The organism is uncultured Roseobacter sp. (genome assembly GCF_947492555.1).
In the GTDB taxonomy this organism is placed as follows: Bacteria; Pseudomonadota; Alphaproteobacteria; order Rhodobacterales; family Rhodobacteraceae; genus Roseobacter.
Window position 1 is genome coordinate 922,174 of the sequence record NZ_CANLNE010000002.1, and the last position, 24,212, is coordinate 946,385.

26 protein-coding genes are annotated in these 24,212 nt (G+C 59.0%); 16 read left to right on the forward strand and 10 right to left on the reverse strand.

All coding sequences use genetic code 11. The features are described from left to right. Positions 1–7 precede the first annotated feature (7 nt). On the forward strand, positions 8–1,309 hold the full coding sequence (gene preA / locus Q1A07_RS11480) for an NAD-dependent dihydropyrimidine dehydrogenase subunit PreA (protein ID WP_299780798.1): 1,302 nt from the start codon (positions 8–10) through the stop codon (positions 1,307–1,309). 14 nt (positions 1,310–1,323) lie between these two features. Here preA and Q1A07_RS11485 read toward each other — a convergent pair whose 3' ends face one another. Both Q1A07_RS11485 and Q1A07_RS11490 read right to left on the reverse strand, forming a co-directional pair. Further along, positions 1,324–1,797: a hypothetical protein gene (locus Q1A07_RS11485; RefSeq protein WP_299780801.1), complete on the reverse strand. Its 474-nt coding sequence runs from the start codon at positions 1,795–1,797 to the stop codon at positions 1,324–1,326. 116 nt (positions 1,798–1,913) lie between these two features. Continuing rightward, positions 1,914–2,531: a TetR family transcriptional regulator C-terminal domain-containing protein gene (locus Q1A07_RS11490; protein ID WP_299780803.1), complete on the reverse strand. Its 618-nt coding sequence runs from the start codon at positions 2,529–2,531 to the stop codon at positions 1,914–1,916. 182 nt (positions 2,532–2,713) lie between these two features. Here Q1A07_RS11490 and Q1A07_RS11495 point away from each other — a divergent pair, with 182 nt between their 5' ends. The 8 genes from Q1A07_RS11495 (at position 2,714) to Q1A07_RS11530 (ending at position 9,986) form a co-directional block, all read left to right on the forward strand. Beyond that, positions 2,714–3,964, forward strand: a complete 1,251-nt coding sequence (locus Q1A07_RS11495) for a Zn-dependent hydrolase (RefSeq protein ID WP_299780804.1) — start codon at positions 2,714–2,716, stop codon at positions 3,962–3,964. Beyond that, positions 3,961–4,284, forward strand: a complete 324-nt coding sequence (locus Q1A07_RS11500) for a hypothetical protein (RefSeq protein ID WP_299780805.1) — start codon at positions 3,961–3,963, stop codon at positions 4,282–4,284. The genes Q1A07_RS11495 and Q1A07_RS11500 overlap by 4 nt, the downstream gene beginning before the upstream one ends. An 83-nt stretch (positions 4,285–4,367) precedes the next feature. Continuing rightward, a complete protein-coding gene (gene hydA / locus Q1A07_RS11505) occupies positions 4,368–5,828 on the forward strand; it encodes a dihydropyrimidinase (protein WP_299780806.1) in 1,461 nt (486 codons plus the stop codon). Between the two features lie 27 nt (positions 5,829–5,855). Continuing rightward, positions 5,856–6,650, forward strand: coding sequence for an ABC transporter ATP-binding protein (locus Q1A07_RS11510; protein WP_299781979.1), 795 nt, complete (start codon positions 5,856–5,858; stop codon positions 6,648–6,650). 237 nt (positions 6,651–6,887) lie between these two features. After that, positions 6,888–7,751: an ABC transporter permease gene (locus tag Q1A07_RS11515; RefSeq protein WP_299780807.1), complete on the forward strand. Its 864-nt coding sequence runs from the start codon at positions 6,888–6,890 to the stop codon at positions 7,749–7,751. Beyond that, complete coding sequence (locus Q1A07_RS11520; RefSeq protein ID WP_299780808.1) at positions 7,748–8,590, forward strand: ABC transporter permease; 843 nt, start codon at positions 7,748–7,750, stop codon at positions 8,588–8,590. Before Q1A07_RS11515 ends, Q1A07_RS11520 begins: the two co-directional genes overlap by 4 nt. Before the next feature lie 22 nt (positions 8,591–8,612). Continuing rightward, positions 8,613–9,602: an ABC transporter substrate-binding protein gene (locus Q1A07_RS11525; protein WP_299780810.1), complete on the forward strand. Its 990-nt coding sequence runs from the start codon at positions 8,613–8,615 to the stop codon at positions 9,600–9,602. Positions 9,603–9,731: 129 nt separating this feature from the next. Beyond that, positions 9,732–9,986, forward strand: coding sequence for a hypothetical protein (locus tag Q1A07_RS11530; RefSeq protein ID WP_299781981.1), 255 nt, complete (start codon positions 9,732–9,734; stop codon positions 9,984–9,986). A 143-nt stretch (positions 9,987–10,129) separates the two neighbouring features. On the opposite strand, the gene Q1A07_RS11535 is transcribed toward Q1A07_RS11530, so the two are convergent. From Q1A07_RS11535 to Q1A07_RS11545, 3 genes are all read right to left on the reverse strand, one after another. Further along, a complete protein-coding gene (locus Q1A07_RS11535; RefSeq protein WP_007117950.1) occupies positions 10,130–10,336 on the reverse strand; it encodes a cold-shock protein in 207 nt (68 codons plus the stop codon). Positions 10,337–10,559: 223 nt separating this feature from the next. Continuing rightward, positions 10,560–10,814 (reverse strand): hypothetical protein, encoded by a 255-nt coding sequence (locus Q1A07_RS11540; RefSeq protein ID WP_299780812.1) that lies wholly within the window; start codon positions 10,812–10,814, stop codon positions 10,560–10,562. Between the two features lie 315 nt (positions 10,815–11,129). Then, positions 11,130–11,615: a histidine phosphatase family protein gene (locus Q1A07_RS11545; protein ID WP_299780814.1), complete on the reverse strand. Its 486-nt coding sequence runs from the start codon at positions 11,613–11,615 to the stop codon at positions 11,130–11,132. A gap of 518 nt (positions 11,616–12,133) precedes the next feature. On the opposite strand from Q1A07_RS11545, the gene Q1A07_RS11550 reads away from it, so the two are divergent. Beyond that, a complete protein-coding gene (locus tag Q1A07_RS11550) occupies positions 12,134–12,610 on the forward strand; it encodes a DUF2938 domain-containing protein (RefSeq protein WP_299780816.1) in 477 nt (158 codons plus the stop codon). Between the two features lie 73 nt (positions 12,611–12,683). Here the strand turns inward: Q1A07_RS11550 and cutA are convergent, their stop codons facing one another. The 3 genes from cutA to ettA all read right to left on the reverse strand — a co-directional run bounded on the left by cutA (position 12,684) and on the right by ettA (position 15,845). Further along, entirely contained in the window at positions 12,684–13,004 is a 321-nt protein-coding gene (gene cutA, locus Q1A07_RS11555; RefSeq protein ID WP_299780818.1) for a divalent-cation tolerance protein CutA, read from the reverse strand. Between the two features lie 321 nt (positions 13,005–13,325). After that, entirely contained in the window at positions 13,326–14,096 is a 771-nt protein-coding gene (locus Q1A07_RS11560; RefSeq protein WP_299780820.1) for a DUF4145 domain-containing protein, read from the reverse strand. A gap of 93 nt (positions 14,097–14,189) precedes the next feature. Continuing rightward, entirely contained in the window at positions 14,190–15,845 is a 1,656-nt protein-coding gene (ettA, locus tag Q1A07_RS11565; RefSeq protein WP_299780822.1) for an energy-dependent translational throttle protein EttA, read from the reverse strand. Positions 15,846–16,063: 218 nt separating this feature from the next. Between ettA and Q1A07_RS11570 the strand changes: the two genes are divergently transcribed. From Q1A07_RS11570 to dacB, 5 genes are all read left to right on the forward strand, one after another. Further along, a complete protein-coding gene (locus Q1A07_RS11570; RefSeq protein WP_299780824.1) occupies positions 16,064–16,519 on the forward strand; it encodes a GNAT family N-acetyltransferase in 456 nt (151 codons plus the stop codon). 207 nt (positions 16,520–16,726) lie between these two features. Beyond that, complete coding sequence (locus Q1A07_RS11575) at positions 16,727–18,016, forward strand: alpha/beta hydrolase (protein ID WP_299780826.1); 1,290 nt, start codon at positions 16,727–16,729, stop codon at positions 18,014–18,016. A gap of 8 nt (positions 18,017–18,024) precedes the next feature. Next, entirely contained in the window at positions 18,025–18,489 is a 465-nt protein-coding gene (locus Q1A07_RS11580) for an MOSC domain-containing protein (protein WP_299780828.1), read from the forward strand. Between the two features lie 79 nt (positions 18,490–18,568). Beyond that, positions 18,569–19,165, forward strand: a complete 597-nt coding sequence (locus Q1A07_RS11585) for a nicotinate-nucleotide adenylyltransferase (protein ID WP_299780830.1) — start codon at positions 18,569–18,571, stop codon at positions 19,163–19,165. Between the two features lie 89 nt (positions 19,166–19,254). Beyond that, on the forward strand, positions 19,255–20,793 hold the full coding sequence (gene dacB / locus Q1A07_RS11590; RefSeq protein ID WP_299780831.1) for a D-alanyl-D-alanine carboxypeptidase/D-alanyl-D-alanine-endopeptidase: 1,539 nt from the start codon (positions 19,255–19,257) through the stop codon (positions 20,791–20,793). Positions 20,794–20,865: 72 nt separating this feature from the next. Here the strand turns inward: dacB and Q1A07_RS11595 are convergent, their stop codons facing one another. Then, positions 20,866–21,777: a VPLPA-CTERM sorting domain-containing protein gene (locus Q1A07_RS11595; protein ID WP_299780833.1), complete on the reverse strand. Its 912-nt coding sequence runs from the start codon at positions 21,775–21,777 to the stop codon at positions 20,866–20,868. Between the two features lie 263 nt (positions 21,778–22,040). Then, entirely contained in the window at positions 22,041–22,463 is a 423-nt protein-coding gene (locus tag Q1A07_RS11600; RefSeq protein ID WP_195821663.1) for a tellurite resistance TerB family protein, read from the reverse strand. Between the two features lie 119 nt (positions 22,464–22,582). Here Q1A07_RS11600 and Q1A07_RS11605 point away from each other — a divergent pair, with 119 nt between their 5' ends. Then, positions 22,583–24,166: a lysine--tRNA ligase gene (locus Q1A07_RS11605; protein WP_299780836.1), complete on the forward strand. Its 1,584-nt coding sequence runs from the start codon at positions 22,583–22,585 to the stop codon at positions 24,164–24,166. Positions 24,167–24,212: the final 46 nt, after the last annotated feature.

Below are 24,212 nucleotides of genomic sequence, written 5' to 3' on the forward strand. Positions count from 1 at the left end.
AACCGATATGGCTGATTTAACAAGTGACTTTGTAGGCATCAAAAGCCCGAACCCGTTCTGGCTGGCCTCTGCGCCGCCGACGGACAAGGAATACAACGTGCGCCGCGCCTTTGGCGCGGGCTGGGGCGGTGTGGTTTGGAAAACACTGGGCCTTGATCCGCATGTGGTCAATGTGAACGGCCCGCGCTATGGCGCGATCTACGGCGCCGACCGACGGTTGTTGGGATTGAACAACATCGAGTTGATCACTGACCGGCCCCTGCAGACCAATCTGGATGAGATCAAGGTTGTAAAACGAGATTATCCGGATCGGGCGATGATCGTCTCGCTCATGGTGCCCTGCGAGGAAGAGCCGTGGAAGTTCATTTTGCCGCAGGTTGAGGAGACTGGTGCCGATGGGGTCGAGCTGAACTTCGGCTGCCCGCACGGTATGTCAGAGCGGGGCATGGGCTCCGCTGTGGGGCAGGTGCCCGAATACATCGAGATGGTGACGCGCTGGGTCAAGGCCAACACGCGCATGCCGGTGATCGTGAAGCTGACGCCGAACATCACGGATATCCGCAAGCCCGCCGAGGCCGCGATGAAAGGCGGGGCGGATGCGGTCTCGCTGATCAATACGATCAACTCGATCACCTCCGTGGATCTTGATCTCTTTGCGCCGGAGCCGACGATTGACGGCAAGGGGGCCCATGGCGGCTATTGCGGTCCTGCGGTCAAGCCGATTGCATTGAATATGGTGGCAGAGATCGCGCGGGACCCGAGCCTGGGGCAGATCCCGATTTCCGGCATCGGCGGGATCACAACCTGGCGTGATGCGGCGGAATTCATGGCATTGGGTGCTGGCAATGTGCAGGTCTGCACGGCGGCCATGACCTACGGGTTCAAGATCGTGCAGGAGATGATCAGTGGCCTGTCGGACTACATGGACAGCAAAGGGCTGACCTCCGTGGATCAGATCGTGGGACGCGCGGTGCCGAATGTCACCGACTGGCAGCATCTGAACCTGAACTACGTGGCCAAGGCCAAGATTGATCAGGATCTGTGTATCTCCTGCGGGCGCTGCTTTGCTGCCTGCGAGGACACGTCACATCAGGCGATTGCCATGTCTGCGGACCGCACCTTCACCGTGATCGATGAGGAATGCGTGGCCTGCAACCTCTGCGTCAACGTATGCCCGGTTGAGGACTGCATCACCATGGAGGCGATGGCGCCGGGGCTCGTTGACCCGCGCACGGGAAAAGTGGTCGAGCCGGACTATGCCAACTGGACCACCCATCCGAACAATCCGGCATCCAAGGCTGCAGAGTAGCAGTGGTGCCTTAGTTAGCCGTCACCGCGGTCGAGAATGGGTGCGGTCGGCAACGGGTTTGGGGGTTTGAATTCTGGTTTAGCGGCTTCCGCTGCTGCCTGCGCTGCAGCGGCGGCCTTGTCTGCGGCACGCGCCGCATCGCGCGCCTCCTGCAGAGCCTTCGACTCAGCGCGAAGCTTGGCCTGTTGCACCAGATATTCGTTTTCAGCAGGCTGGTCGGCTTGCGCGTCGATCACGGATTTCGGCGTCGCCTCAACCGGTAACATCGCCACCCGCCCCCGTTTCAGCAAGCTGGCCAGATGTGCACCGCCGGTTCCGGTTCCATTCCCGGCCCCTTGTCCGGAATGATCTGATGCCATGTTGGTGCCGTTGCCGGATGCGGATTTCGCGGGCGGCTGGCCCGCCTGAATGCCTGCAACCTGTGCGTCGTTTTGTGCAGGGGCCACCGGCTGTGGCGCATATGGGGCATTAAAAGATATTGCACTCATTTCTCGCTCCAATCTTGTTCACAGTCTGAAGCCGCCACCCACAAACCATTAAAGCAATATGAATACTAATCGGGTGTTAAAGGGCAGGTGTATTTTGCAAGAAGGTTACTGAAGCCTTAAGGTCTCAAGAGTTTGGTGAACATCGTTGCCAGATATTCGGCGGCCCCGCCGTGGCGGTCGGGATCGTCGCGGAGCAGCACCTGAACCTGAGCATCGAAATCAGCGTAGTGCTGTGTGGTCGCCCAGATCGAAAAGATCAGATGTCTTGGATCAACCGTCGCCAGGGCGCCTTTTTCCATCCAAGCCCTTATCACCGCGCATTTTTCATCAAAGAGCGGTTGCAAATCGGTGACCAGATGCGGCGCCATGCGTGGTGCCCCTTGTAAAATCTCACCTGCAAATAGACGGCTTTCGCGCGGCAGGTCCCGCGCCATGTCGAGTTTGCGCTGCACGTAGCCGAGGATTTCCTGCAGGGGGTCGCCGTCCGGATCAAGTGTTACCAAAGGGTCCAGCCACGTCTCCATCAACTGGTTCAGAAGGGTGACGTGGATCTCTTCCTTACCATCGAAATAGTAAAGAATGTTCGGCTTGCTGAGTCCGGCGGCCTCGGCAATCTGATCAAGGGTTGCGCCGCGGTAGCCGTGTTTGGAAAAAACATCAAGCGCGGCATCGAGGATAAGCCCACGGTTGCGTTGCTGAATGCGGCTGGGCTTTTTATCGGCGCCGTCGGGCACGGGCGTCTCCCTCCAAAGGGCTGCTGCAAAATCGGGCAGTGTAAAAGATGTTCACAGGCTCACATGAGAAAGGCGTAAAAGGAAGCCTTGACTTGGCTCACCCTAATCGCAATCGTGTCTTTACCAAATGGTAAAAATTGCCACTGGTCAAAAAATATGCACCGCCAGGAAGGACCCCAGCCATGCCCGCGCCCGGACAGAACCTGAAGATCAATCCAGACAGGCTCTGGGACAGCCTGATGGAGATGGCCAAGATCGGTCCCGGCGTGGCGGGCGGCAACAATCGCCAGACGCTGACGGATGAAGACGGCGAAGGGCGCGCGCTTTTTCAAAAGTGGTGTGAGGCGGCGGGCTGTGAGATGGGGCTCGACCAGATGGGCAACATGTTCGCGCGCCGCGAGGGCACGGACCCCGATGCGCTGCCGGTCTATGTGGGCAGCCACCTCGATACGCAACCTACTGGCGGCAAATACGACGGTGTTCTCGGTGTGCTTGGGGGCCTCGAGATCATCCGGACGCTGAACGATCTGAATGTGCAGACCAAGCACCCGATTGTGGTGACGAACTTCACCAATGAAGAGGGCACGCGCTACGCACCTGCGATGCTGTCGTCGGGTGTTTTTGCAGGCATTCATACACAGGATTGGGCTTATGCGCGGGTGGATGCCGAGGGCAAACAGTTCGGTGACGAATTGAAACGGATCGGTTGGCGCGGCGATGAAGAAGTTGGCGCCCGCAAGATGCACGCGTTTTTCGAACTGCACATCGAACAGGGACCCATTCTGGAAGCTGAAGCAAAAGACATCGGTGTCGTGACGCACGGGCAGGGGTTGAGCTGGACGGAAGTGACGATCATCGGCAAGGACAGTCACACCGGCTCGACCCCCATGCCGATGCGCAAGAACGCAGGCCTGGGCATGGCGCGGGTGCTGGAGAAGGTCGACGAGATTGCCTGGAGCCACAAACCCCATGCGGTGGGCGCTGCAGGGCATATCGACGTCTATCCGAATTCACGCAACGTGATCCCGGGCAAGGTGGTTTTCACGGTGGATTTCCGCTCGCCCGATTTGAGCGTGATCGAGGATATGGAAGCGCGGCTGCGCGTCGAGGGCCAGAAGATCGCCGACGACATGGGGTTGGAAATTGCCTTTGAGAAGGTGGGCGGTTTTGATCCGGTGGCCTTTGACGAAGGCTGTGTGACAGCCGTGAGATCTGCTGCTGAACGGTTGGGGTATTCCCATATGAACCTGATTTCCGGCGCGGGACACGATGCCTGCTGGATCAACCGTGTGGCGCCGACGGCGATGGTGATGTGTCCCTGCGTCGACGGGTTGAGCCACAATGAGGCGGAAGAGATTTCCAAGGACTGGGCCATGGCGGGCACGGATGTATTGCTGCATGCTGTGGTGGAGACTGCGGAGATTGTTGGGTGATTTCGCCCGATCTGACGATAGCAGAACGTGTCTCGGCGTTGGTGGATGCGGAACTTGATGACGCTTTTGCAGGGGCCGATGTCATATTGCAAAAGACGGCAGAGGCGATGCGCGTGGCTTTGTGCGCGCCGCGCAAGGTGAGGGTGAATTTCTCTGGCGGACTGACACAGGAGTGTTGGAGTGTGACGCGGGGCGACGGCGACTACCGGGTGGTGTACATGCCGGTTGCGGGGTATTTCTCGCTCTGTGTGGAGAGCGATTTCGGGCCACTGGACATTGGCGTGCACGGGTCCGCGTTGGGGTGTTTCGGTTCGGTCTGAAAAGGGCGCTGCCCTCGGCCTTTGGCCTCACCCGTGATATTTAAGGCCAGAAGAAACATGGCCACTGAGATGGGAGACATGACATGAGCAAGGTGATCAAAGGCGGCATGGTTTGCACGGCGGACCGGACGTGGCAAGCAGACGTGCTGATCGAGGGCGAAACGATCAGCCAGATCGGCGAAGACCTCACAGGCGATGAGTACATCGATGCAGAGGGAGCCTATGTGATCCCCGGCGGGATCGACCCGCATACGCATCTCGAAATGCCGTTCATGGGAACAACGGCGGCGGAAACCTTCGAATCCGGCACTTGGGCCGCAGCGGCTGGCGGGACGACGATGGTGGTGGATTTCTGCCTGCCCGGCGAGGACGGGTCGATCAAGAATGCGATCAACGAGTGGCACCGAAAATCCGCCCCGCAGATCTGTTCGGACGTGGGCTACCACATGGCGATCACGGGATGGGATGAGAGTGTCTTCAATGAAATGAAGGACGCCGTCGACATGGGAGTGAACTCCTTTAAGCACTTCATGGCCTACAAGGGGGCCTTGATGATCGAGGATGACGAAATGTTTGCCTCCTTCAAGCGCTGCGCTGAACTGGGTGCGCTGCCCATGGTGCACGCCGAGAACGGTGATCTGGTGGCCGAGATGCAGCAGAAGTATTTCGACCAGGGGATTACCGGACCAGAAGGGCACGCCTATTCGCGTCCGCCCGAGTTCGAAGGCGAGGCCGCCAATCGGGCGATCACAATCGCCGATGCGGCAGGCGTGCCATTGTACATCGTGCATGTGTCCTGTGAGCAGGCCCATGAGGCGATCCGGCGCGCCCGTCAGAAAGGTATGCGGGTGTACGGGGAGCCGCTCATTCAATTCCTGACGCTGGATGAAAGCGTCTATTTCGATACGGATTGGGACTATGCGGCGCGGCGGGTAATGTCGCCGCCGTTCCGGTCGAAAGACCATCAGGACAGTCTGTGGGCCGGGTTGCAGGCCGGGTCTTTGCAGGTCGTGGCAACGGATCACGCAGCCTTTAACACCGAACAGAAACGTGCGGGTCGCAATGATTTCCGGATCATACCCAACGGGTCGAACGGGCTGGAAGAACGTCTGGCCGTGCTCTGGACCGAAGGGGTGGAGACGGGCCGCCTGACACCGAATGAATTTGTCGCCGCAACCTCGACCAATGTGGCGAAAATCCTGAACATCTACCCACGGAAAGGTGCAATTGTCGAAGGAGCGGATGCCGATATCGTGGTGTGGGATCCGAAGATCACCAAGACGATTTCCCCCAGCAATCATCATTCGGTGCTGGATTACAACGTCTTCGAGGGGTTCGAGGTGAAGGCACAGAGCCGATATACGCTGAACCGGGGCGAGGTCATCTGGGCTTGGGGGCAGAATTCACAGCCGAACCCCGGTCGCGGACGCTTCATCCCGCGGCCAGCATTTTCCTCTGCCTCCGAGGCGTTGAGCAAGTGGAAAGCTCTGACCGCCCCCAAGATGATCAAGCGCGATCCAATGAACATTCCAGCGGGGATCTAGAGATTTATGCAAGAGGCTGCGCTGCAAATGCCCGATACGGTGCCCGGGCAGAGAGTGATTTCCGCGCACCACCTGGATCTGACGTTTCAGACCAATGATGGTCCGGTGCATGCGCTCAAGGACGTATCACTTGATGTTGCAAAAGGAGAGTTCGTCAGCTTTATCGGGCCGTCGGGCTGCGGTAAGACAACGTTCCTGCGCTGCATGGCCGATCTGGAGCACCCGACAGGCGGGGAGATCACGATCAACGGCGTGAGCCCGGAAGAGGCGCGCAGGTCCCGCGCCTACGGCTATGTCTTTCAGGCAGCAGGTCTCTATCCATGGCGGACCATTGGGGGCAACGTCCGCTTGCCGCTTGAGATCATGGGCTATTCAAAAGCTGAGCAGGTTGAGCGTGTGGCGCGCGTATTGGAATTGGTAGAGTTGACCGGGTTCGAGAACAAATTCCCCTGGCAACTCTCTGGCGGTATGCAGCAACGCGCGTCTATCGCCCGCGCCTTGGCGTTTGACGCAGACATTCTGCTGATGGACGAGCCCTTCGGCGCGTTGGATGAAATTGTCCGTGATCATCTGAACGAACAGCTGCTGAAGCTTTGGGCGCGGACGCAGAAAACAATTGCGTTCGTTACCCATTCCATCCCCGAGGCGGTTTACCTCAGCACAAAGATTGTGGTGATGTCACCCCGTCCCGGACGCATTACGGATGTTATAGACAGCCCGTTGCCGCCGGATCGGCCTCTGGATATCCGCGATACGCCGGAATTCTTGGAAGTGGCACATAGAGTACGCGAAGGCCTGCGCGCGGGTCACAGCGATGAGTGATATCTTGAAAACGGCCCGGGCGCGTAATTCTTGTACCACCCGCCCGGGTCCGATCCGCTGTTTGTGTAGGGAGGCGGGCTCCCTTTTCATCGTTCACGGTCATCGGCATGCCTGCCTGTACCGTGTGGAGATCAGATCAGTTGTCTCTTTCATTGTTCTTAAAATATGCAGAAATTTTTGCCAGACTGCCGAAGTTGAATATGCATATTTACAGAACAATGAAGGGAAGGCTCTGTCATGAGCCGAAATACACTACCTGTTCTGACTGTAGTTCTGGCGATTTTCCTGCTTTGGTACATAGCCGCAATCTTCCTGAATGCTGCGTGGGCGCACGACAAGGCGACCCGAAGCGGCGAGGTGCTGACCGCGCAGACTCTGGTTGCCGATACGTGGTCACAGGAGAAGCCGAAGCTACCGGCGCCGCATCAGGTGGGAACAGAGATTTGGAAGACCACTGTTGAAAAGAAAATTACCTCCAAAAGATCGCTGATTTATCATTCCTGGGTGACGTTGAGCGCGACATTACTTGGATTTGCGCTGGGGACGGGGCTCGGCATCGCCCTTGCCGTTGGGATTGTCTATAATCGCACCATGGATATGTCGGTGATGCCTTGGGTCATTGCCAGTCAGACCATCCCGATACTGGCGATCGCTCCCATGATCATTGTCGTGCTGAACGCAGTGGGGATATCGGGGCTGCTGCCCAAGGCAATGATTTCGATGTACCTGTCCTTTTTCCCTGTGGTGGTCGGGATGGTCAAAGGTCTGCGCAGTCCGGATGCGATGCAATTGGATCAGATGCGCACGTGGAATGCGAGCGCTGCCCAGATGTTCTGGCGGCTTCGCTTGCCATCTTCGATGCCCTTCCTTTTTACGTCTCTGAAAATTGCCATGGCGGCATCGTTGGTCGGGGCCATTGTTGGTGAACTGCCGACGGGCGCGGTTGCGGGCCTGGGCGCACGGTTGTTGGCGGGCAGTTACTACGGCCAGACAATTCAGATCTGGTCGGCCCTCATCATGGCGGCGGCCTTGGCAGCGGCGTTGGTGGCACTGATCGGCTTCGTTCAGCGCATGACCCTGAAACGGATGGGCATGGCATGATGTGGCTGGTATTCGCCTTTGGCGCCTGGGTCCTGGGGTGGTGGGTGAATGCTCGACTGTCAGCTTTGCCGCGCACACGGGTTACCCGCCTGGTCGTCCCCTTGATTTTTGGCCTTACGTTGATCGCCATCTGGGAAGGTGTCGTGCGCGGGCTCGAGATCAGCGCTGTTTTATTGCCCGCCCCTTCCATGATTGCAGCGCGCTTTGCCGCGTCGACCGCGATTCTCTGGGAGGATTTCGTTCAAACCGTCATCAAGGGCGCGCTGACCGGCTATGTCTTGGGCTGTGGGGCAGCCTTTTTGGTCGCGATCCTTGTGGACAGGTTCGATTTTCTGCGCCGGGGGCTCCTGCCGGTGGGAAACTTTGTTGCTGCCCTGCCGGTCATCGGTATGGCGCCCATTCTGGTCATGTGGTTCGGCTTTGACTGGCAATCCAAGGCCGCCGTCGTTGTGGTGATGGTGTTCTTCCCCATGCTCGTCAACACGGTTCAAGGTCTGGCAGACAGCTCGGCAATGCAGCGCGATCTGATGCGCACCTACGCTGCAGGCTATTGGACGACGCTGTTAAAACTCCGTTTGCCTGCCGCGATGCCTTTTATCTTCAACGGCTTGAAAATCGCCAGTACACTGGCGCTTATCGGGGCCATTGTTGCCGAATTTTTTGGCTCCCCCATACGTGGAATGGGGTTTCGGATTTCCACATCGGTGGGACAGCTTGCGCTTGATCTGGTCTGGGCGGAGATTGTTGTCGCAGCGGTAGTGGGATCGGCGTTCTACGGTATCGTTGCGCTGATCGAACGGACGGTGACCTTCTGGCATCCGTCCCAAAGACACTCATAAAAGACCAAACAAGGAGAGTATGATGAAAACGATAACAACACTTGCAGCGGGGGCCGCACTTGGGGTGTGGGGGATGGCCGCGCAGGCTGCCGATGATGTGACACTGCAGTTGAAGTGGGTCACGCAGGCGCAGTTCGCAGGCTATTACGTCGCGCTCGACAAGGGCTTTTACGAAGAGGAAGACCTGGACGTCACGATAAAACCGGGCGGGCCGGACATTGCGCCGACCCAGGTGCTGGCAGGCGGCGGCGCTGATGTGACCGTGGAGTGGATGCCCGCAGCACTGGCCGCACGTGAAAAGGGTCTGGGCATGGTCAATATCGCTCAGCCCTTCAAATCGTCGGGCATGATGCTGACCTGCCGGAAGGATGCCGGTGTTGCAAGTACAGATGACTTTGCTGGCAAGACGCTGGGCGTCTGGTTCTTTGGCAATGAATTCCCTTTCCTCAGCTGGATGAGCAAGCTCGATATTCCGACCGACGGATCTGACAACGGCGTGACGGTTCTCAAGCAGGGTTTCAACGTCGATCCGCTGCTGCAAGGGCAGGCTGCTTGTGTGTCCACGATGACGTACAACGAGTATTGGCAGGTCATTGATGCGGGTCTGACCCCGGAGGATCTTACCGTCTTCAAATACGAAGAACAGGGTGTCGCGACCCTTGAAGACGGGCTCTATGCGTTGGAAGAAAACCTTGCTGACCCGGCGTTTCAGGACAAGATGGTGCGCTTTGTGCGTGCGTCGATGAAAGGCTGGAAATACGCCGAGGCGAACCCGGACGAGGCGGCTGAAATCGTGCTCGACAACGACGCCAGCGGTGCGCAGACCGAGGAGCATCAAAAGCGTATGATGGGTGAGATTGCCAAGCTGACGGCGGGTAGCAATGGCGCGCTTGACCCGGCGGACTATGAACGGACCGTGGCGTCCCTGCTGTCGGGGGGATCGGACCCGGTCATCACCAAGGCGCCCGAAGGGGCCTGGACGCATATGATCACTGACAAAGCGCTCAACTAAGCGGTTTTGTGCAGATGTGCGGGAAGGCCGGTGTTCTGCCGGCCTTTTTTGCATTTCCAGCACTGGACTTTGTGACCCGGAACGCCATTTGAAGCCCCAAGCCAGGGGAGTAGTTGGAACGTGAGCAATATGGAAAGTCTCGAAAGCCAGTTGACGGAAAAAGAACGCCAAGCGCGCGTGAATGAAACGGCACTAGCGTCCATCAAGTCCGCCAAACTTAAACGCGAAGCCAGCGGCTACGCAGTCATGGCGAGCGCCCTCAGTTATGGAGAAGGGGCGACGGGAGACGGAGCCTTTGGTAAGATCAGCCATGCCGCAAAGCTGTTCTGCATCCTGTTCGCAATGCTGGTGCCAAGTCTGCTGATCTGGAGTGTCTTGCTCTGAACTTGCCGCGGTGGCTAGTGTGGGTCGGCGCGGGACCGAAGCACTTTCTGATCCCGAATTATTCACCGATCAAAATGCGACGTCGATCAATAAAAAAACCGGCCTGAAGCAGGCCGGTTTTTCTTTTGCTTTGGTCGGCAAGATTATGCCAGCGCGATGTTTGTCGCGCTTTCGCGGCCGTCGCGGCCTGCTTCGATGTCGAAAGTCACTTTCTGGTTGTCCGCCAGACCTGTGAGGCCTGCGCGCTCAACTGCAGAGATGTGTACGAACACGTCTTTGCTGCCGCCGTCGGGTGCGATGAAGCCGAAGCCTTTTGTGGTGTTGAACCATTTCACGGTGCCTGTGGCCATATCCGTGGTCTCCTTTAAAAGTGCCATCCGCGTGTGTGCGATGGCCTGGCGAGGTCGGTCTGGATCGAAGACTGACCGCCCGATTAGGAGACAGCAGGTCGAAAAAGAATAACGTTTGCGATGCGGCGTATGACAGATAGGAGTCGGACTGGCAAGAGAAACCGGATACGCACGGCGCCGATAAGCTCCGGTTTACTCGAACGAAATTCCGCCGGAAACAGGGTCACCCACGCTGTTTGGTTAGTGGACTTCCTGCGGAGATGCGCGCAGAGTAAGGCACCATCGTCGGGCGTGGCGACGGCGATTTTACTATGGCTTGCCAAGTCACGCCTGCAATTATCAGAGTTGCGGTCAGCCCGAGGCCGACGAGAACGTAAACTCCCAAAGCTGTCAGGAAGCTCACCTTGAAAAACACCAAAGCGGATACGAAGGCGAGAAAACCGCAGACGCCTCCGATCAGGGTAGAAATGATTGCCATTTCCTAATCCTCCTCAGCATTTGTACCAAACAGTAGGTTGATCAAATGTTAATGTGAGGGCGAATTTGAGGCATCAAAGGACATTTTCTGTGAACCGGTGACGGACCCTATCCAGGGATTACCGTGCTCCAGAGTCTCAAGCCTAGGTGCATATCTTGGTTTCGGGTAACCGCGATGCCGGATGTTGTGCGCCTCGCACGAGGTCGCGAATTCACCGTTCACCTGGAGGTTTGAATTTGACTAAGCTCTTTGACAATCGGGGACCGCCCGTGGGTCTTTGAGACATCATCTGTAAAACAAATGCACAGGCCGACTTTACGGCGTCACTTCCAACCGTTTCACCTCACGTCTGCCCATGCTTTGCAGGGTGATAACACCTATTTCTCCATAGGCCTGCGGTGCCTCACCCGTGCCCCCCAGCTCTGCCCAGATCGCACGCAGATTACCCTTGTTGCCAATCCAGATCACAGTACCGTTTGGATGCGCGCGCGACATTTTGGCCCCCGCTCGTTCCTTTGCTATAATCGTGACCGGCAAATCCAGTGCCTCGGATAGCGGCTCGGCCGTTTGCACATTGCGGGCGATATCCGGACTATAAATGGCATCCAGTTCGTAACCCACCAACGCCTGGGGTAAATTGGCCGCGCGCGCCAGTCCTTGCATGCTGAGGATATCACCTGCCCTGTCCGCATGACGCACCAGGATGACGGTTGTCCGGGCTGAAGAAGGGATGGATTGCGGCGTGCAGGCTGTCAGAACAGCACAGGCAGCAAGGCCGGTGAGAAAAGCGCGGCGTATCATGACCGTAGTTTGCCACGAGGCGCCTGCGTTTCAACTGTTTTGATCCGTTCGATTGCTCGGAACCGTAAAAAGTTAAGAAATTCCGAAAAAGATACGACAAGTGTGAACCGGATCACATACCTGGAGTAGAAAATACCGCTAGATAGAGGTGTGAGCCGGGGTGATTTACCTCCTCGGAAGTGGAGTAACGATTGTGACCAGAGTACCTGATTTAGATGACGACCCCCGGGGCATTTCTCCGGATATCTCCCCGGTTCCGCGCACCTCTTCCTGGCGTGCAACGGGGCGCAGCCCAGTCAACCGTCGTCCCGGTCCGAAATGCCCCTCTACTTGGCGTTTCACCGACTGGGCTGCTCTCTAACCAAAGGAACGCAGCTTCTCCCCCTGCGCTTCCTCTTTCCCTGACGGGTCGGTGTTTCACCGGCCCGTTTTTTTGTTCCCCCAAGATAATGTCGTCTGGTAAACGCCCCCCGGAGGTGCCAGACCTGCGGCAGAGTAGATAGGGGTAGGGCGCTGGTATGACCGAAAGCATTTTGATGAGCGGCGTGGTGATGGGCGTGGTCGCGACGGTGGCCATGGATATCTGGGCGCAGCTCTTACACCGGCTCGCCGGGCTGCCGGCGCCCAATTGGGCCATGGTCGGGCGCTGGGTGGCGCATATGCCGCGCGGGCAGCTGGTGCACGATGGGATTGGTGCAGCGGACGCAGTGCCGGGAGAACTGGCGATTGGCTGGCTGTTTCACTATGCGGTGGGCATTGTCTACGGCGTGGCGCTGGCGGTGATCATGGGCGCGGGCTGGCTGGCCGCGCCGACGTTCTGGCCTGCGTGGATCTTCGCGATGCTGACGATCGGCTTTGGCTGGTTCGTAATGCAGCCCGGGATGGGGCTGGGCTGGGCCGCGTCGAACACGCCCAATCCGTGGCGCGCGCGGGGGCTGGGGCTGGCCGCGCATACGGTCTTTGGGGTGGGCCTGTGGCTGGGCGCATTGCTCTGACCCAGTGCCCGGCATAGCCGGGCGCGTCGGCGGACAGTACATTGCGCAGCAATGAGCGAGAGGCCCTCTCGTCTTACCCCGCGCGCGTGACGCTGTAGACCCAGTCGATATAGTCCTGGTTCGCGCCGTCGATGTTGAGGCGAATGATCGGCGGGACGTCATAGGGATGCAGGGCGCGGATGGCGTCTTCGGCCTGTTGGGCGAGTGCTGCGCGGGTTTTCAACAGCAGCGGGTGTTCTTCCTCGTGTTCGAGTTTGCCTTGCCAGCGGTAGCTGCTCTGGATCGCGGGGTAGCGGTTGGAGCAGGCGATGAGGCGTTGCTCGATGAGCGCCGCGCTGATGGCGTCGGCTGTTTGGGTGGAGGGGCAATTCACGAGGATGTCGATGATGGGCATGGGCAGACGTTAACGCTTCGGTTCACCCTGCATCAACCTCTGAGCTGTTCACCGCGGAAACGCCCCGCGTTTTCGCCGCCCCTCAGTGCCCGGCGTAGCCGGGTGCGAAAGCCGACAGTGCATTGCGCAGCAATGCGCGAGAGGCTCGACCGCTATTCCAACGATTTTTTTGTATCCGCGCATAATCCCCGATTATGCGCCGCCCCCGACCGCCCCCCTGGGCGGGGGCGACTGTGTCACCCCCGGGGCTATCGCCCTCTCCGGCCTCAATCGCTCCACTGGAGCGATTGCGAGACGGCCTCCGACCCGCGGTCGGGGGTGCTATTCTTCTTCGTTCGTAGGTGAAACTTGAGACCGTTTCTCTTCAAGCAATAACTTCTTACTTTCCGCCACATCTTTGATCTTCCGAAGTCTTTCGTCTCTTCGGTTTCTAGACACGTACCATTCTTCGAAAAGCGACTCGACCAGCTCGATCAGAAGTTGGGCTTCGTTAGGATCGACCGGAACAATATGGTTGATGTCTTTTTCCATGTGCGCGCCGATGTTGCCGACGCTGCGAACGTGATCTATCGCATCGACGCTATCAATTAGTACGCCGGAAGGTGCAGTGCCTGTTTCGACCTTTTTGCGAAGTTCAACAATCTCCTTAAAAAGAGATGTGCCCTTGATACCGCAAAAATCTCTGATCATACCCTGCAAGCAACGTCTGGCTAGTGTGGCGGAGGCTTTTGGGCTCAAATCGCGAATCTTGCATGCCTCATAGTAGTCTTCCAGGAGTGGCGCGGGAATGAAATCCGGTTGAGGCTTTGCGCTGCTGTCAGGAATCATTCTTTGGTTTACGTAGGGCTCCCCCTTTGCCATATATCTTCTGCCATTTTGTGGATTGGTAAGTGCTTTTCCTATGGCAATATGCACCATCGGCATCTTGCACCCCGGATTGGCGCAACAAGCTGCCATCCCTTCGACCCTTATGTGACCCAATGCCGATTCCGTCATGTAGAAATCCATGCTCTCAGTGGCAAAGTCTTCACTAGTAGCTGTTTGAAACTGCCCGCAGTGCGGGCAAGCCCAGTTTTTCGCAAATTTCTTCATTCCACCTCTCGTCTGTTTCAAAAAACAACGGAGTGCGCACGCAGGTGCTTCGCACCCGCTGCCGCGCCCTCGTTGAGTTCTACGTCGTAAAACTCAACGGACAAACTTCTTGTGCTTCAACCGCTTTGGCTCAAGCGCGTCCGCGCCGAGTCTCCGCTTCTTGTCCTCTTCATAATCCTCGAAGTTGCCTTCGAACCACTCCACATGGGCTTCGCCTTCGAAGGCGAGGATGTGGGTGCAAATCCTATCCAAGAAGAAGCGGTCGTGGCTGATGACCACGGCGCAACCCGCGAAATCGACGAGGGCGTCTTCCAAAGCGCGCAGGGTTTCGACGTCCAGATCGTTGGTGGGTTCGTCCAACAACAAAACGTTGCCGCCGGATTTCAGCAGGCGCGCCATGTGCACGCGGTTGCGTTCGCCGCCTGAGAGCAGGCCCACTTTCTTCTGCTGATCGCCGCCCTTGAAGTTGAACGAGGAGCAGTACGCCCGGGAGTTGACCTCGGCGTCGCCCAGCTGGATCAGTTCGGCCCCGCCGCTGATCGCTTCCCAGACGTTGTCATTCGCGTTGAGGTCGTCGCGGGACTGGTCGACATACGACAGATCGACCGTGTCGCCGTATTCGATGCTGCCCGCATCCGGTTCCAGCTGCCCGGTGAGCATCTTGAAGAGCGTAGATTTACCCGCCCCGTTGGGGCCGATCACGCCGACGATGCCGCCGGGGGGCAGGGAGAAGTCGAGCCCTTCGACCAGCTGCTTGTCGCCCATGTGTTTGGCAAGGCCGGTGACCTCGATGACCTTGTCGCCCAGGCGCGGGCCGTTAGGGATGACGATCTGGGCGCGGGAGAGTTTTTCACGCTCAGAGGTTTCGGCCATTTCGTTATAGGCGTTGATGCGGGCCTTGGATTTGGCCTGCCGCGCCTTGGCGCCCTGGCGCATCCAGTCCAGCTCGCGCTCGAGGGTCTTCTGGCGGGACTTGTCCTCGCGGGCTTCCTGGGCGAGGCGCTTGGCTTTCTGTTCGAGCCAGGCGGAGTAGTTGCCCTCGTAGGGAATGCCCTTGCCGCGGTCGAGTTCAAGAATCCAGCCGGTGATGTCATCGAGGAAATAGCGGTCGTGGGTGACGATCAGGATCGTGCCCTTGTAGTCAATGAGGTGCTGCTGCAGCCAGGCGATGGTTTCGGCGTCGAGGTGGTTTGTGGGCTCGTCGAGGAGCAGCATGTCGGGCGCTTCGAGCAGCAGTTTGCACAAGGCCACGCGCCGGGCTTCCCCGCCCGAGAGGGTCTTGATGTCGGCATCGTCGGGCGGGCAGCGCAGCGCTTCCATCGATACGTCGATTTGGGAATCCAGATCCCAGAGGTTGTCCGCGTCGATCTGATCCTGCAGCTGCGCCATCTCGTCGGCCGTCTCATCTGAATAGTTCATCGCTAGCTCGTTGTAGCGGTCGAGGATCGCTTTTTTGTCGGCTACGGCGAGCATGACATTTTCGCGCACGGTGAGGCTCTCGTCCAGCTTGGGCTCCTGCGGCAGGTAGCCAACGGTCGCGCCCTCGGCATGCCAGGCCTCGCCCTGAAATTCCGTGTCGAGCCCAGCCATGATCTTCATCAACGTGGACTTACCCGCGCCGTTCACGCCGACGACGCCGATCTTCACGCCGGGCAGGAAATTCAGGTGGATGTTCTCGAAACACTTCTTGCCGCCGGGGTAGGTCTTGGAGACGCCGGACATGTGATAGACGTATTGGTAGGCGGCCATGGAAGTGCTCCTGTTGCGTTTGGTTTGCCTCTGATACCGGGGCGCGCGCGGGGGAGCAATGCGCGATGCGTTTGCGCAGCGATATGTGCTGGGCGAACCCCGCTCGTCAGAGGTTGCATGCTGAGTAAATAGCGCCTTTGGCGCTGTGCCCAACCGCTTTCCCTTGAGGTTGCGGGCAATCTGCGTAGATGATCGCGAGAGAAACTTGGGGGCCGACGATGATACTAAGGGACGCTACTGTCGATGATGTGGAGCAGATGAGTGCATTTCTTCGGCAATTAACAAAGTCAGGCAAGAGGGTGAGCCCCGACGATGAAGACTTTGTACGGACGTATTACATTGAGGACCCGCATAAAGTCCGTTGCACACTGGCTGAGGAGGATGGCGTCGTGCTTGGATTTCAGTCGCTACAGCGTGCGCAGGCCGGCAACAAATGGGGTGTCGCGCCAGGATGGGGTATCATTGGCACGCACATAAGACCAGCCGCCGCCCGCCGGGGCGTGGGCCGCGCGCTTTTTGCAAACACGCGGGCAGCCGCGCGCGACGCCGGTTTATCTTACATCGATGCATCCATTGCGGCCACGAACCCAGAGGCGCTGGCGTATTATGAGGCGATGGGCTTTCGCACTTATCGCAGACCGAAAGACTTGATCTGCAAGCGCTTCGATGTCTGATCGGGTCCACCGATACCGAGCGTGTGATATCTAACGCGCCACAGGTTGCGATCCGGGATGAACCCTGAATACCAGCCGTCAGGTGTCAAGGGCGTGGCGCATTTGCGATAGTCGGGCACTATTCGCCTGTCTCACAAGCTGTGATTTGATTTTTCCCGAACCCGTGTTAGCGCTGAAAGGGATCGGAACATCAGCGGGGCACGCAAGGTGCGGATTATCACGGGTTTGGCGGTGCTGACGATGCTGTTGGTGGGGTGCGCGGTCCGCGAGGTGGTGCTGGCGCCGCCGCCGAACCTTTATCTGGAAGGCAACAACTATCCCGACGATCGGGTGCCCTTGGTGTTGCGCAACGTTGATCCGCGCATGTTTTACGTAACAGACCGTGCGGTGGCCGAGAATGGCAACGGCGTGCTGATCTATAACACGGACAGGTCCAACTCCATGGCATTGGGTGCCGTGCGCGTGCGCTTCGGCGCCGAAGACTGGGCTGATCTTGTGCAGCGTACGTCCACCGATGGTGGTCGGCGGATTTCCCAGCTTAACGTTGAAGAACCTTCGGAGCTTGTGCGGTTTGTCGATGTACCCTTACCCACGCAACGCACGGATGGTGGATTGATTTTCGACCCCGACGCACTGGCCAAGTATGACTCGGGAGCGGCAGCTTTCAAAGAAGCCCTGAGGGACGAAATCATACGTACTGGCAATGGCCGCGTTCTCATTTTTACACACGGCGTCCGGAATGATTTTGACCGGGCCATCGCGACACTGGCCAACCTGTGGCACTACGAAGGGCGCGATAGCATTCCCATTGCCTTTACCTGGCCGGCTGGCAATCGCGGACTGCTCTCCTATTTCCGGGACCGCGAGGCAGGAGATTTCAGTGTCTATCATGCCAAGGAGTTCCTGCGCTTGCTGGCAGAAATCCCGGAGGTTGAGGACATTGATATCGTCGCTCATTCGCGGGGAACGGATGTGATGTCGGCGGCCCTGCGTGAGTTGGTGATCTATCATCGCGGGCGGGGCGTGCACCCCAAGACGGCGATGAAGACCGGCACCTTGATCATGGCGGCGGCAGATCTGGACACCGGTGTGGTGGAACAGCGGCTCCAGGCCGAGCGGGTGTCGGAGGCTTTCGAGCAGATCAACATCTATGTCAATCCAAGCGACGGCGCCTTGCGCCTGTCCTCGATCCTGACCAACGCGCCGCGTTTGGGCTCCGCGACGTCCGATGCGTTGATGGTCGATGAGATCGAGCGGTTGAAGAAGTCCGAACTGGTACATTTCATTCGAGTCGAGAGCGTGAGGGGGAGGGGGCATTCGTACTTCCGTGACAACCCCGCGGTTCTGTCGGACATCGTGCTGGCACTGCGAACGCGTGCCTTCCCTGGGGGAACGCTACGCCCTCTGGAATTGAGCGAAGATGGGTTCTGGCAACTGCACCCGAACTATCCGCTCGGGCGCTTGCCCGACTTGCGGATCGAAGGCAGCGACCGCTGAGGCGTGCAATGCAGAGCCTGAAAGAGCTGATCGACAGATACGCAAAGCCCGGGCGAGTGGACTGGATTGGGTTGCGCCCGGCACGGAGGGCAGAGATGGTGCCGGTGCAACAGGTGTCGCTGGGTCCGAGCGGGTTAGAGGGCGATCACGGGACATCCGAAAAACGCGCGGTGACGATGATCCAGGCGGAGCATCTACCGGTCATCGGCGCAATGCTGGAGCGTGGCGTGGAGGCGGCCCTCTTGCGGCGCAATCTGGTGGTTTCCGGTCTGAACCTCGCGGCTCTGAAAGGGCGTCAGGTTCTGATCGGCGAAGCCGTGCTGGAAATCACTGGCATCTGTGCTCCTTGTAGCCGAATGGAGGAAGCGTTGGGGCATGGTGGATACTCCGCCGTGCGGGGCCACGGTGGATGGTGCGCCCGGGTGGTCACAGGCGGCGTCGTCACCTTGCAGGACGCCGTGGCACCGCTCTGACCCTTCGTTTGGCTGGCATTGACAACCGGCGACGGCGGCTTTTCAAGGGTGCGATGAAGAAGCGGGAGGCGAGACAGCAGTGAGACAGGGCTTTCCCCTCGCGCGTTCGGGAGAGGTGATTGGATTGCTGGGTGGGTCCTTTGACCCGGCGCACGCAGGACATGTGCATATCACCCGCGAGGCGCTCAAGCGTTTTGGCCTGATGCGGGTGTGGTGGCTGGTCAGCCCCGGCAACCCGATCAAAGCCCGAGGTCCCGCCCCATTGGAAACCCGCATGGCCCGCGCGCGGGCGGTTATGCAGCACCCGCGCGTTGAGATCACCGATATCGAGGCGCATCTGGGCACGCGCTATACCGCCGAGACGCTGACCCGCCTGCGCGCCTGTTATCCCGGTGTCCGGTTTATTTGGCTGATGGGTGCAGACAATCTGGCACAGCTGCACCACTGGCAGGACTGGCGGGGCATCATGCAGTCGGTCCCGGTGGGGGTTTTGGCCCGCCCGGGCGACCGGATTTCGGCCCGAATGAGCCCGGCGGCGCGGCTTTTCGCACCGGCACGGATCGCAGGTCGCGCCTCTGCCCTACTGGGACGCGCGGATGCCCCGGCGTGGTGTTTCGTGAACGTGCCGATGGTGTCACAATCCTCCAGCGCAATCCGCGCGGCTGGCGGCTGGTAACGCTGAACTGAGCAACATCACGCAATTTTAAGGCGTAGGGTGTATCGAAGCTGTTGTTTCCGTAACAGCGCTGGGGTTTAGTTGCCTTTATGAAAAATGCCTCTGTCCATCAGGTTTCACGACGCGGGTTTATGGCCGGTCTTCTGGCCAGTGCGGCAAGTCCCGCATTTGCCGATGTTCCCGCCGTTTCGCTGCGCCCACGCATACGCGGCGCAAAACCTGTTGAGCCCAGCGGCTTTGAAAGCCTGTTGCGCGAGGCGCGGGTTTCCGGTGACGTCGTCTTTGCGGTGGCGGATGCCGAAACCGGCGATGTTCTGGAAGGGCACAATGTAGCGACCGGTCTTGCCCCCGCCAGCGTGACGAAGTCGATCACGGCGCTTTATGCGCTTGATGTCCTGGGTCCGGGGCATCGTTTCGCCACCACGGTTGTTGCTGCCGGTCCCGTGACGGACGGTGTGCTGGACGGTGATCTGGTGCTTGTGGGGGGATGCGATCCGACACTGGACACCCGCGGGCTGGCCGATCTGGCCTCCCAGTTGAAAGACGCTGGCCTGCGCGAGGTGCGGGGCCGGTTCCTCGTCTTTGAAAACGCGTTGCACCCTTTGCGCTCCATCGATCCGGAACAACCTGATCACCTGGGTTACAGTCCGGCCGTGTCGGGCATCGCTCTCAACTACAACCGCGTGCATTTCGAGTGGAAGCGGGAGGCGGCGAAATACAGGATCACGATGGACGCCCGCACCGCGGGATTCCGCCCCGAGGTGCGTATGGCGCGCATGCAGATCGTGGACCGGTCGGTGCCGGTTTACACCTATGAAAACGAGGGCGCGTACGACCGGTGGACGGTGGCCAAGCGGGCATTGGGTAAGGAGGGCGCGCGCTGGCTGCCAGTGCGTCACCCGGGGCTTTACGCGGGCGATGTCTTTTCCACGCTGGCCCGGTCAAACGGCATCGTGCTGAACTCTGCGGAGCTGATCGAAGAGATGCCGGACGGCGCGGTGCAGGCCACGGTGCACAGCCCGCCGCTGCGCGAAATCCTGCAGGGCATGCTGAAGTATTCAAACAACCTGACGGCGGAAATGGTTGGGCAGGCGGCCACCCGTGTCCGCGCGGGACGCGCCCGTACGCTGGCCGCCTCTGCCCGGCAAATGAATCTCTGGGCCATCGAGACGCTGGGTATGGAGAACCCGGCATTCGTGGACCATTCCGGGTTGGGTGGCCTGAGCCGGGTAAGCCCGCAGGATATGGTGCGCGGGCTGTCCGCAGTACACCGCGATGCGGTGCTGCGCCCGATCCTGAAGCCGGTGACCCTGCGCGACAAGAGAGGTCGCCCGGTCAAGGATCACCCGGTGAAGGTGGACGCCAAGACCGGCACGCTGAATTTCGTCTCGGGTCTTGCAGGCTACATCACGGCGCCAGACGGGCGTGAGATGGTGTTTGCGATTTTCTGCGCTGATGAGGACATTCGCGCCACCATTCCCCGCGCCCACCGTGAGCGCCCAGAGGGTGCGCGACCCTGGGCGTCGCGTGCACGGCGGCTGCAAAGTCAGCTCCTGATGCGCTGGGGCAAGGTGTTCAACGGCGCGGCGCCGATCCGCGATGCACGCGTGGCACCAGAACAACTCTGACTTCGAGTAGACAAAAAGCACGCGAAGGCGGCGCTGATCGCGCCGCCCCTGTTGCGCGTCCGAGGCCGCAGGTTACCGGCGTCGGCGCATCGCACCCAAACCGCCGACGCCTGCGATCAGCAGCCACATGCTTGCGGGCAGTGGCACAACGTCGAGATCCGGGGTGTCGCCGCCATCGGTGTCGCCGCCGGCAGATTTGCTGGTCACAATGGTGACGCCGCAGCCTGCGCCACTGCCACTGCCCGCGAGGTTGATGGCGGTATAGCCATCCACATCACCAAAACAGGCGTGCGATGACGTGCCCCAGTTGGACAGACCGGCATCTGTCAGGCCTTCGTTGATGGGAAAGCCGTTTTGACCGGGGCCAATGTCTACGTCTTCCTTGTTGAGATAGAACGGCGATGAGCCAAGCTCATCCTTGAGGAAGCTGCCATCTGCGGTCCACCAGCCAAAGTCGTTGCTGATGCGGTCGGTCATCGAAACGATACCCAACCCGGTGCCGGAGGCCGCCCAATTGACCGCGTTGATGATGAACCCCTTGGGGCCGTCGTCGACCACGGGGCCGGGAGAGCCGTCATAGAGGTAATGGTAGTCGGCGTCCTGTCCAGACAGGAAGGTCCGGTTGCCCCGGGCTGCGGCGATTTCTGAGCCGTAGCTGATCACGCCATCGGCGCTGACACCGTTGCCGTAAAAGCCGCTGCCGGCGCAGTTGCCACCGATTGAGTAGTTGCAGGTCGAGCTGATGACGAAGACATCGTATGCGTCAAAACCCGGATCGGAGGTGCCGTCCCAGAAGGTCAAGTTCCAGTCGAGTGATCCGTTGCTGCCCGGATCGAAGCTGCCAGCACCGCTGGCAAGCGTGGTGATCCCGTCGTTGTGAGAAGTACTGCCCGATGTCCAGAGCACGTCGATTGTCACCGCGGTTGCCTGTACTGGGATAAGGGAAAGCGCGGAAATGATGCCGCCATAAAGAATTGGTTTCATGAATAACTCCTGGTTAAAATACATGCTCCGTGAAAAATTGACGCGAGGCCCCGGGCACGGAGCTATCTTACTCTATTTGCTCACATTTTTGTGAAAATTCTACTTTAACGCTAACATTATTCTACTATAGCGATTGTTTTGAGGGGGTTTTTGGTACCACTGTGGAACTGGGCCCGCACGGATGCACGTCAGATTCCGAGTGATTTTACCCGGGAATGCGAGCGCGCACTCCCCGTGAAAGCCACTAAAAAAAGCGATTCGGATCAGGTGAGATGCCGGGCGCGCGCACCCCGTTCGATGGCGGCGGCGTGCAGCCGGTCGAGATTCAACTCGTAGCGGATTTCTTCCAACAGGCGCAATTCGGCCTCGTCCAGCGTGCCGTCGGCAGCGGCCACATCGCACGCCAGCGCGTAGCCAGTTTCGAACAGCCGCTCGGGCAGCCCTTCGCGGATCAGACCAAAGAGGGCGTCAAGCCCGTCTTCCTGTTCAAAGAGGTCAAAAACGGTCTGGCTGATGACGGTCAGCCGATCCTCGTCGTAACCTGCAAAAATCGGCAACATCTGCACGGCGGATTGAATCTTGACCAGCTCCGCGGTGCGGATGTCCTCATCCGAGGCGGAAACGGCGATCATCAGCGCCACAAGACTGTCTTGGGCGCTGAACGCGTGGGGGGCATCATCTTGCACAGGCAGGGTTCTTTCAATGAGGTGTTTCGGGGCAGATTATTGACGCCAATGCTGCAACGCAATAGGGACGGGCGAAACCCGGCGCATGGGGTGCCGGTATTCAGCCTGCCAGGTGAGATATGTCCCAGATCCGCGACGCCGCAATGACCAGCAAAGCATGGCCTTTCGAAGAGGCGCGCCGGGTGCTCAAACGCTATGAGAAGGCGCCGCCCGAGAAGGGGTATGTGCTGTTCCAGACCGGGTATGGTCCCAGTGGGCTGCCCCATATCGGGACCTTTGGCGAGGTGGCGCGCACGACGATGGTGATGCGCGCGTTTCAGCAGATCTCGGATATCCCGACGCGGCTGGTCTGCTTTTCCGACGACCTTGACGGGATGCGCAAGGTGCCGGGCAATGTGCCGAATTCCGAGAGCCTGCATGAGCATCTGCAACGCCCGCTGACCTCCGTGCCGGACCCTTTTGGTACGCATGACAGCTTTGGCGCGCATAACAACGCGATGCTGCGGCGCTTTCTGGATACCTTCGGGTTCGAGTATGAGTTCATCTCGGCGACCGAGTTTTACAAAACCGGTAAGTTCGATGAGGTGCTGCTGCGCGCCGCCGAGAAATACGATGAGATCATGGCGGTCATGTTAAAATCGCTGCGCGAGGAGCGCCAGCAGACCTATTCAATCTTTCTGCCGATCCATCCCGAAACCGGACGGGTCATGTATGTGCCGATGAAAGAGGTGAACGCCAAGGCCGGCACGATCACCTTCGATGACGAAAACGGCAAAGAGATGACGCTGCCGGTCACCGGCGGCAATGTGAAGCTGCAGTGGAAACCGGATTTCGGGGCCCGCTGGGCGGCACTCGGCGTCGATTTCGAAATGTACGGCAAGGACCATTCCACCAACACGCCGATCTACGACAAAATCTGTCGTATCCTCGGCCATCGGCCGCCGGAGCATTTCGTTTTCGAACTCTTTCTCGACGAGAACGGCCAGAAAATTTCCAAGTCCTCCGGTAACGGCGTCAGTATCGACGAATGGCTGACCTATGCGAGCACGGAGAGCCTGTCGTACTTCATGTACCAAAAGCCCAAAACAGCGAAGCGGATGCATTTCGATGTGATCCCAAAGGCGGTGGATGAATACCACCAGCAGCTACGCGCTTACGAGACACAGGATATAGTTCAACGATTGAACAATCCTGTCTGGCACATTCATTCCGGCGATGTACCGACGTCGAACATGCTGGTCCCGTTCTCCATGTTGCTTAATCTTGCGAGCGTGTCGGCGGCGGAGGACAAATCCCAGCTCTGGGGGTTCATCCAACGCTATGCCCCTGATACATCAGCGGAAAATAATCCAGACATGGATGCGGCGGCAGGCTTTGCCGTGCGGTATTACAACGATTTCGTGAAGCCGAAGAAGACTTACCGCCTGCCCAACGAGCTGGAGCGGGAGGCGCTGACCGATCTGCGCGATCAGCTCAAGGCCTACGATGGACCGGTCGAGGACGAGGCGCTGCAATCCATCGTCTATGCCTGTGGGCGTGAGCGGTTCGAACCGCTGCGCGCGTGGTTCACAGCGCTTTACGAGGTGTTGCTCGGCGCCAGCCAGGGACCGCGTTTTGGCGGGTTCATTGCGCTTTACGGCATCCAGGAAACCATCGCGCTGATCGATCAGGCGCTGGCGGGCGAGTTGGTGTCTGACGCCTGACCCCCTTGCCGGGCGGACCATCCGCCTTACCCTTTGCCCAGAGCAA

Coding starts and splice junctions, on each gene's coding strand:
- preA (WP_299780798.1), top strand. CDS start 8: ATGGCTGATTTAACAAGTGACTTTGTAGGCATCAAAAGCCCGAACCCG.
- Q1A07_RS11485 (WP_299780801.1), bottom strand. CDS start 1,797: ATGAGTGCAATATCTTTTAATGCCCCATATGCGCCACAGCCGGTGGCC.
- Q1A07_RS11495 (WP_299780804.1), top strand. CDS start 2,714: ATGCCCGCGCCCGGACAGAACCTGAAGATCAATCCAGACAGGCTCTGG.
- hydA (WP_299780806.1), top strand. CDS start 4,368: ATGAGCAAGGTGATCAAAGGCGGCATGGTTTGCACGGCGGACCGGACG.
- Q1A07_RS11510 (WP_299781979.1), top strand. CDS start 5,856: ATGCCCGATACGGTGCCCGGGCAGAGAGTGATTTCCGCGCACCACCTG.
- Q1A07_RS11515 (WP_299780807.1), top strand. CDS start 6,888: ATGAGCCGAAATACACTACCTGTTCTGACTGTAGTTCTGGCGATTTTC.
- Q1A07_RS11520 (WP_299780808.1), top strand. CDS start 7,748: ATGATGTGGCTGGTATTCGCCTTTGGCGCCTGGGTCCTGGGGTGGTGG.
- Q1A07_RS11525 (WP_299780810.1), top strand. CDS start 8,613: ATGAAAACGATAACAACACTTGCAGCGGGGGCCGCACTTGGGGTGTGG.
- Q1A07_RS11530 (WP_299781981.1), top strand. CDS start 9,732: ATGGAAAGTCTCGAAAGCCAGTTGACGGAAAAAGAACGCCAAGCGCGC.
- Q1A07_RS11535 (WP_007117950.1), bottom strand. CDS start 10,336: ATGGCCACAGGCACCGTGAAATGGTTCAACACCACAAAAGGCTTCGGC.
- Q1A07_RS11540 (WP_299780812.1), bottom strand. CDS start 10,814: ATGGCAATCATTTCTACCCTGATCGGAGGCGTCTGCGGTTTTCTCGCC.
- Q1A07_RS11545 (WP_299780814.1), bottom strand. CDS start 11,615: ATGATACGCCGCGCTTTTCTCACCGGCCTTGCTGCCTGTGCTGTTCTG.
- Q1A07_RS11550 (WP_299780816.1), top strand. CDS start 12,134: ATGACCGAAAGCATTTTGATGAGCGGCGTGGTGATGGGCGTGGTCGCG.
- cutA (WP_299780818.1), bottom strand. CDS start 13,004: ATGCCCATCATCGACATCCTCGTGAATTGCCCCTCCACCCAAACAGCC.
- Q1A07_RS11560 (WP_299780820.1), bottom strand. CDS start 14,096: ATGAAGAAATTTGCGAAAAACTGGGCTTGCCCGCACTGCGGGCAGTTT.
- ettA (WP_299780822.1), bottom strand. CDS start 15,845: ATGGCCGCCTACCAATACGTCTATCACATGTCCGGCGTCTCCAAGACC.
- Q1A07_RS11570 (WP_299780824.1), top strand. CDS start 16,064: ATGATACTAAGGGACGCTACTGTCGATGATGTGGAGCAGATGAGTGCA.
- Q1A07_RS11580 (WP_299780828.1), top strand. CDS start 18,025: ATGCAGAGCCTGAAAGAGCTGATCGACAGATACGCAAAGCCCGGGCGA.
- dacB (WP_299780831.1), top strand. CDS start 19,255: ATGAAAAATGCCTCTGTCCATCAGGTTTCACGACGCGGGTTTATGGCC.
- Q1A07_RS11595 (WP_299780833.1), bottom strand. CDS start 21,777: ATGAAACCAATTCTTTATGGCGGCATCATTTCCGCGCTTTCCCTTATC.
- Q1A07_RS11605 (WP_299780836.1), top strand. CDS start 22,583: ATGTCCCAGATCCGCGACGCCGCAATGACCAGCAAAGCATGGCCTTTC.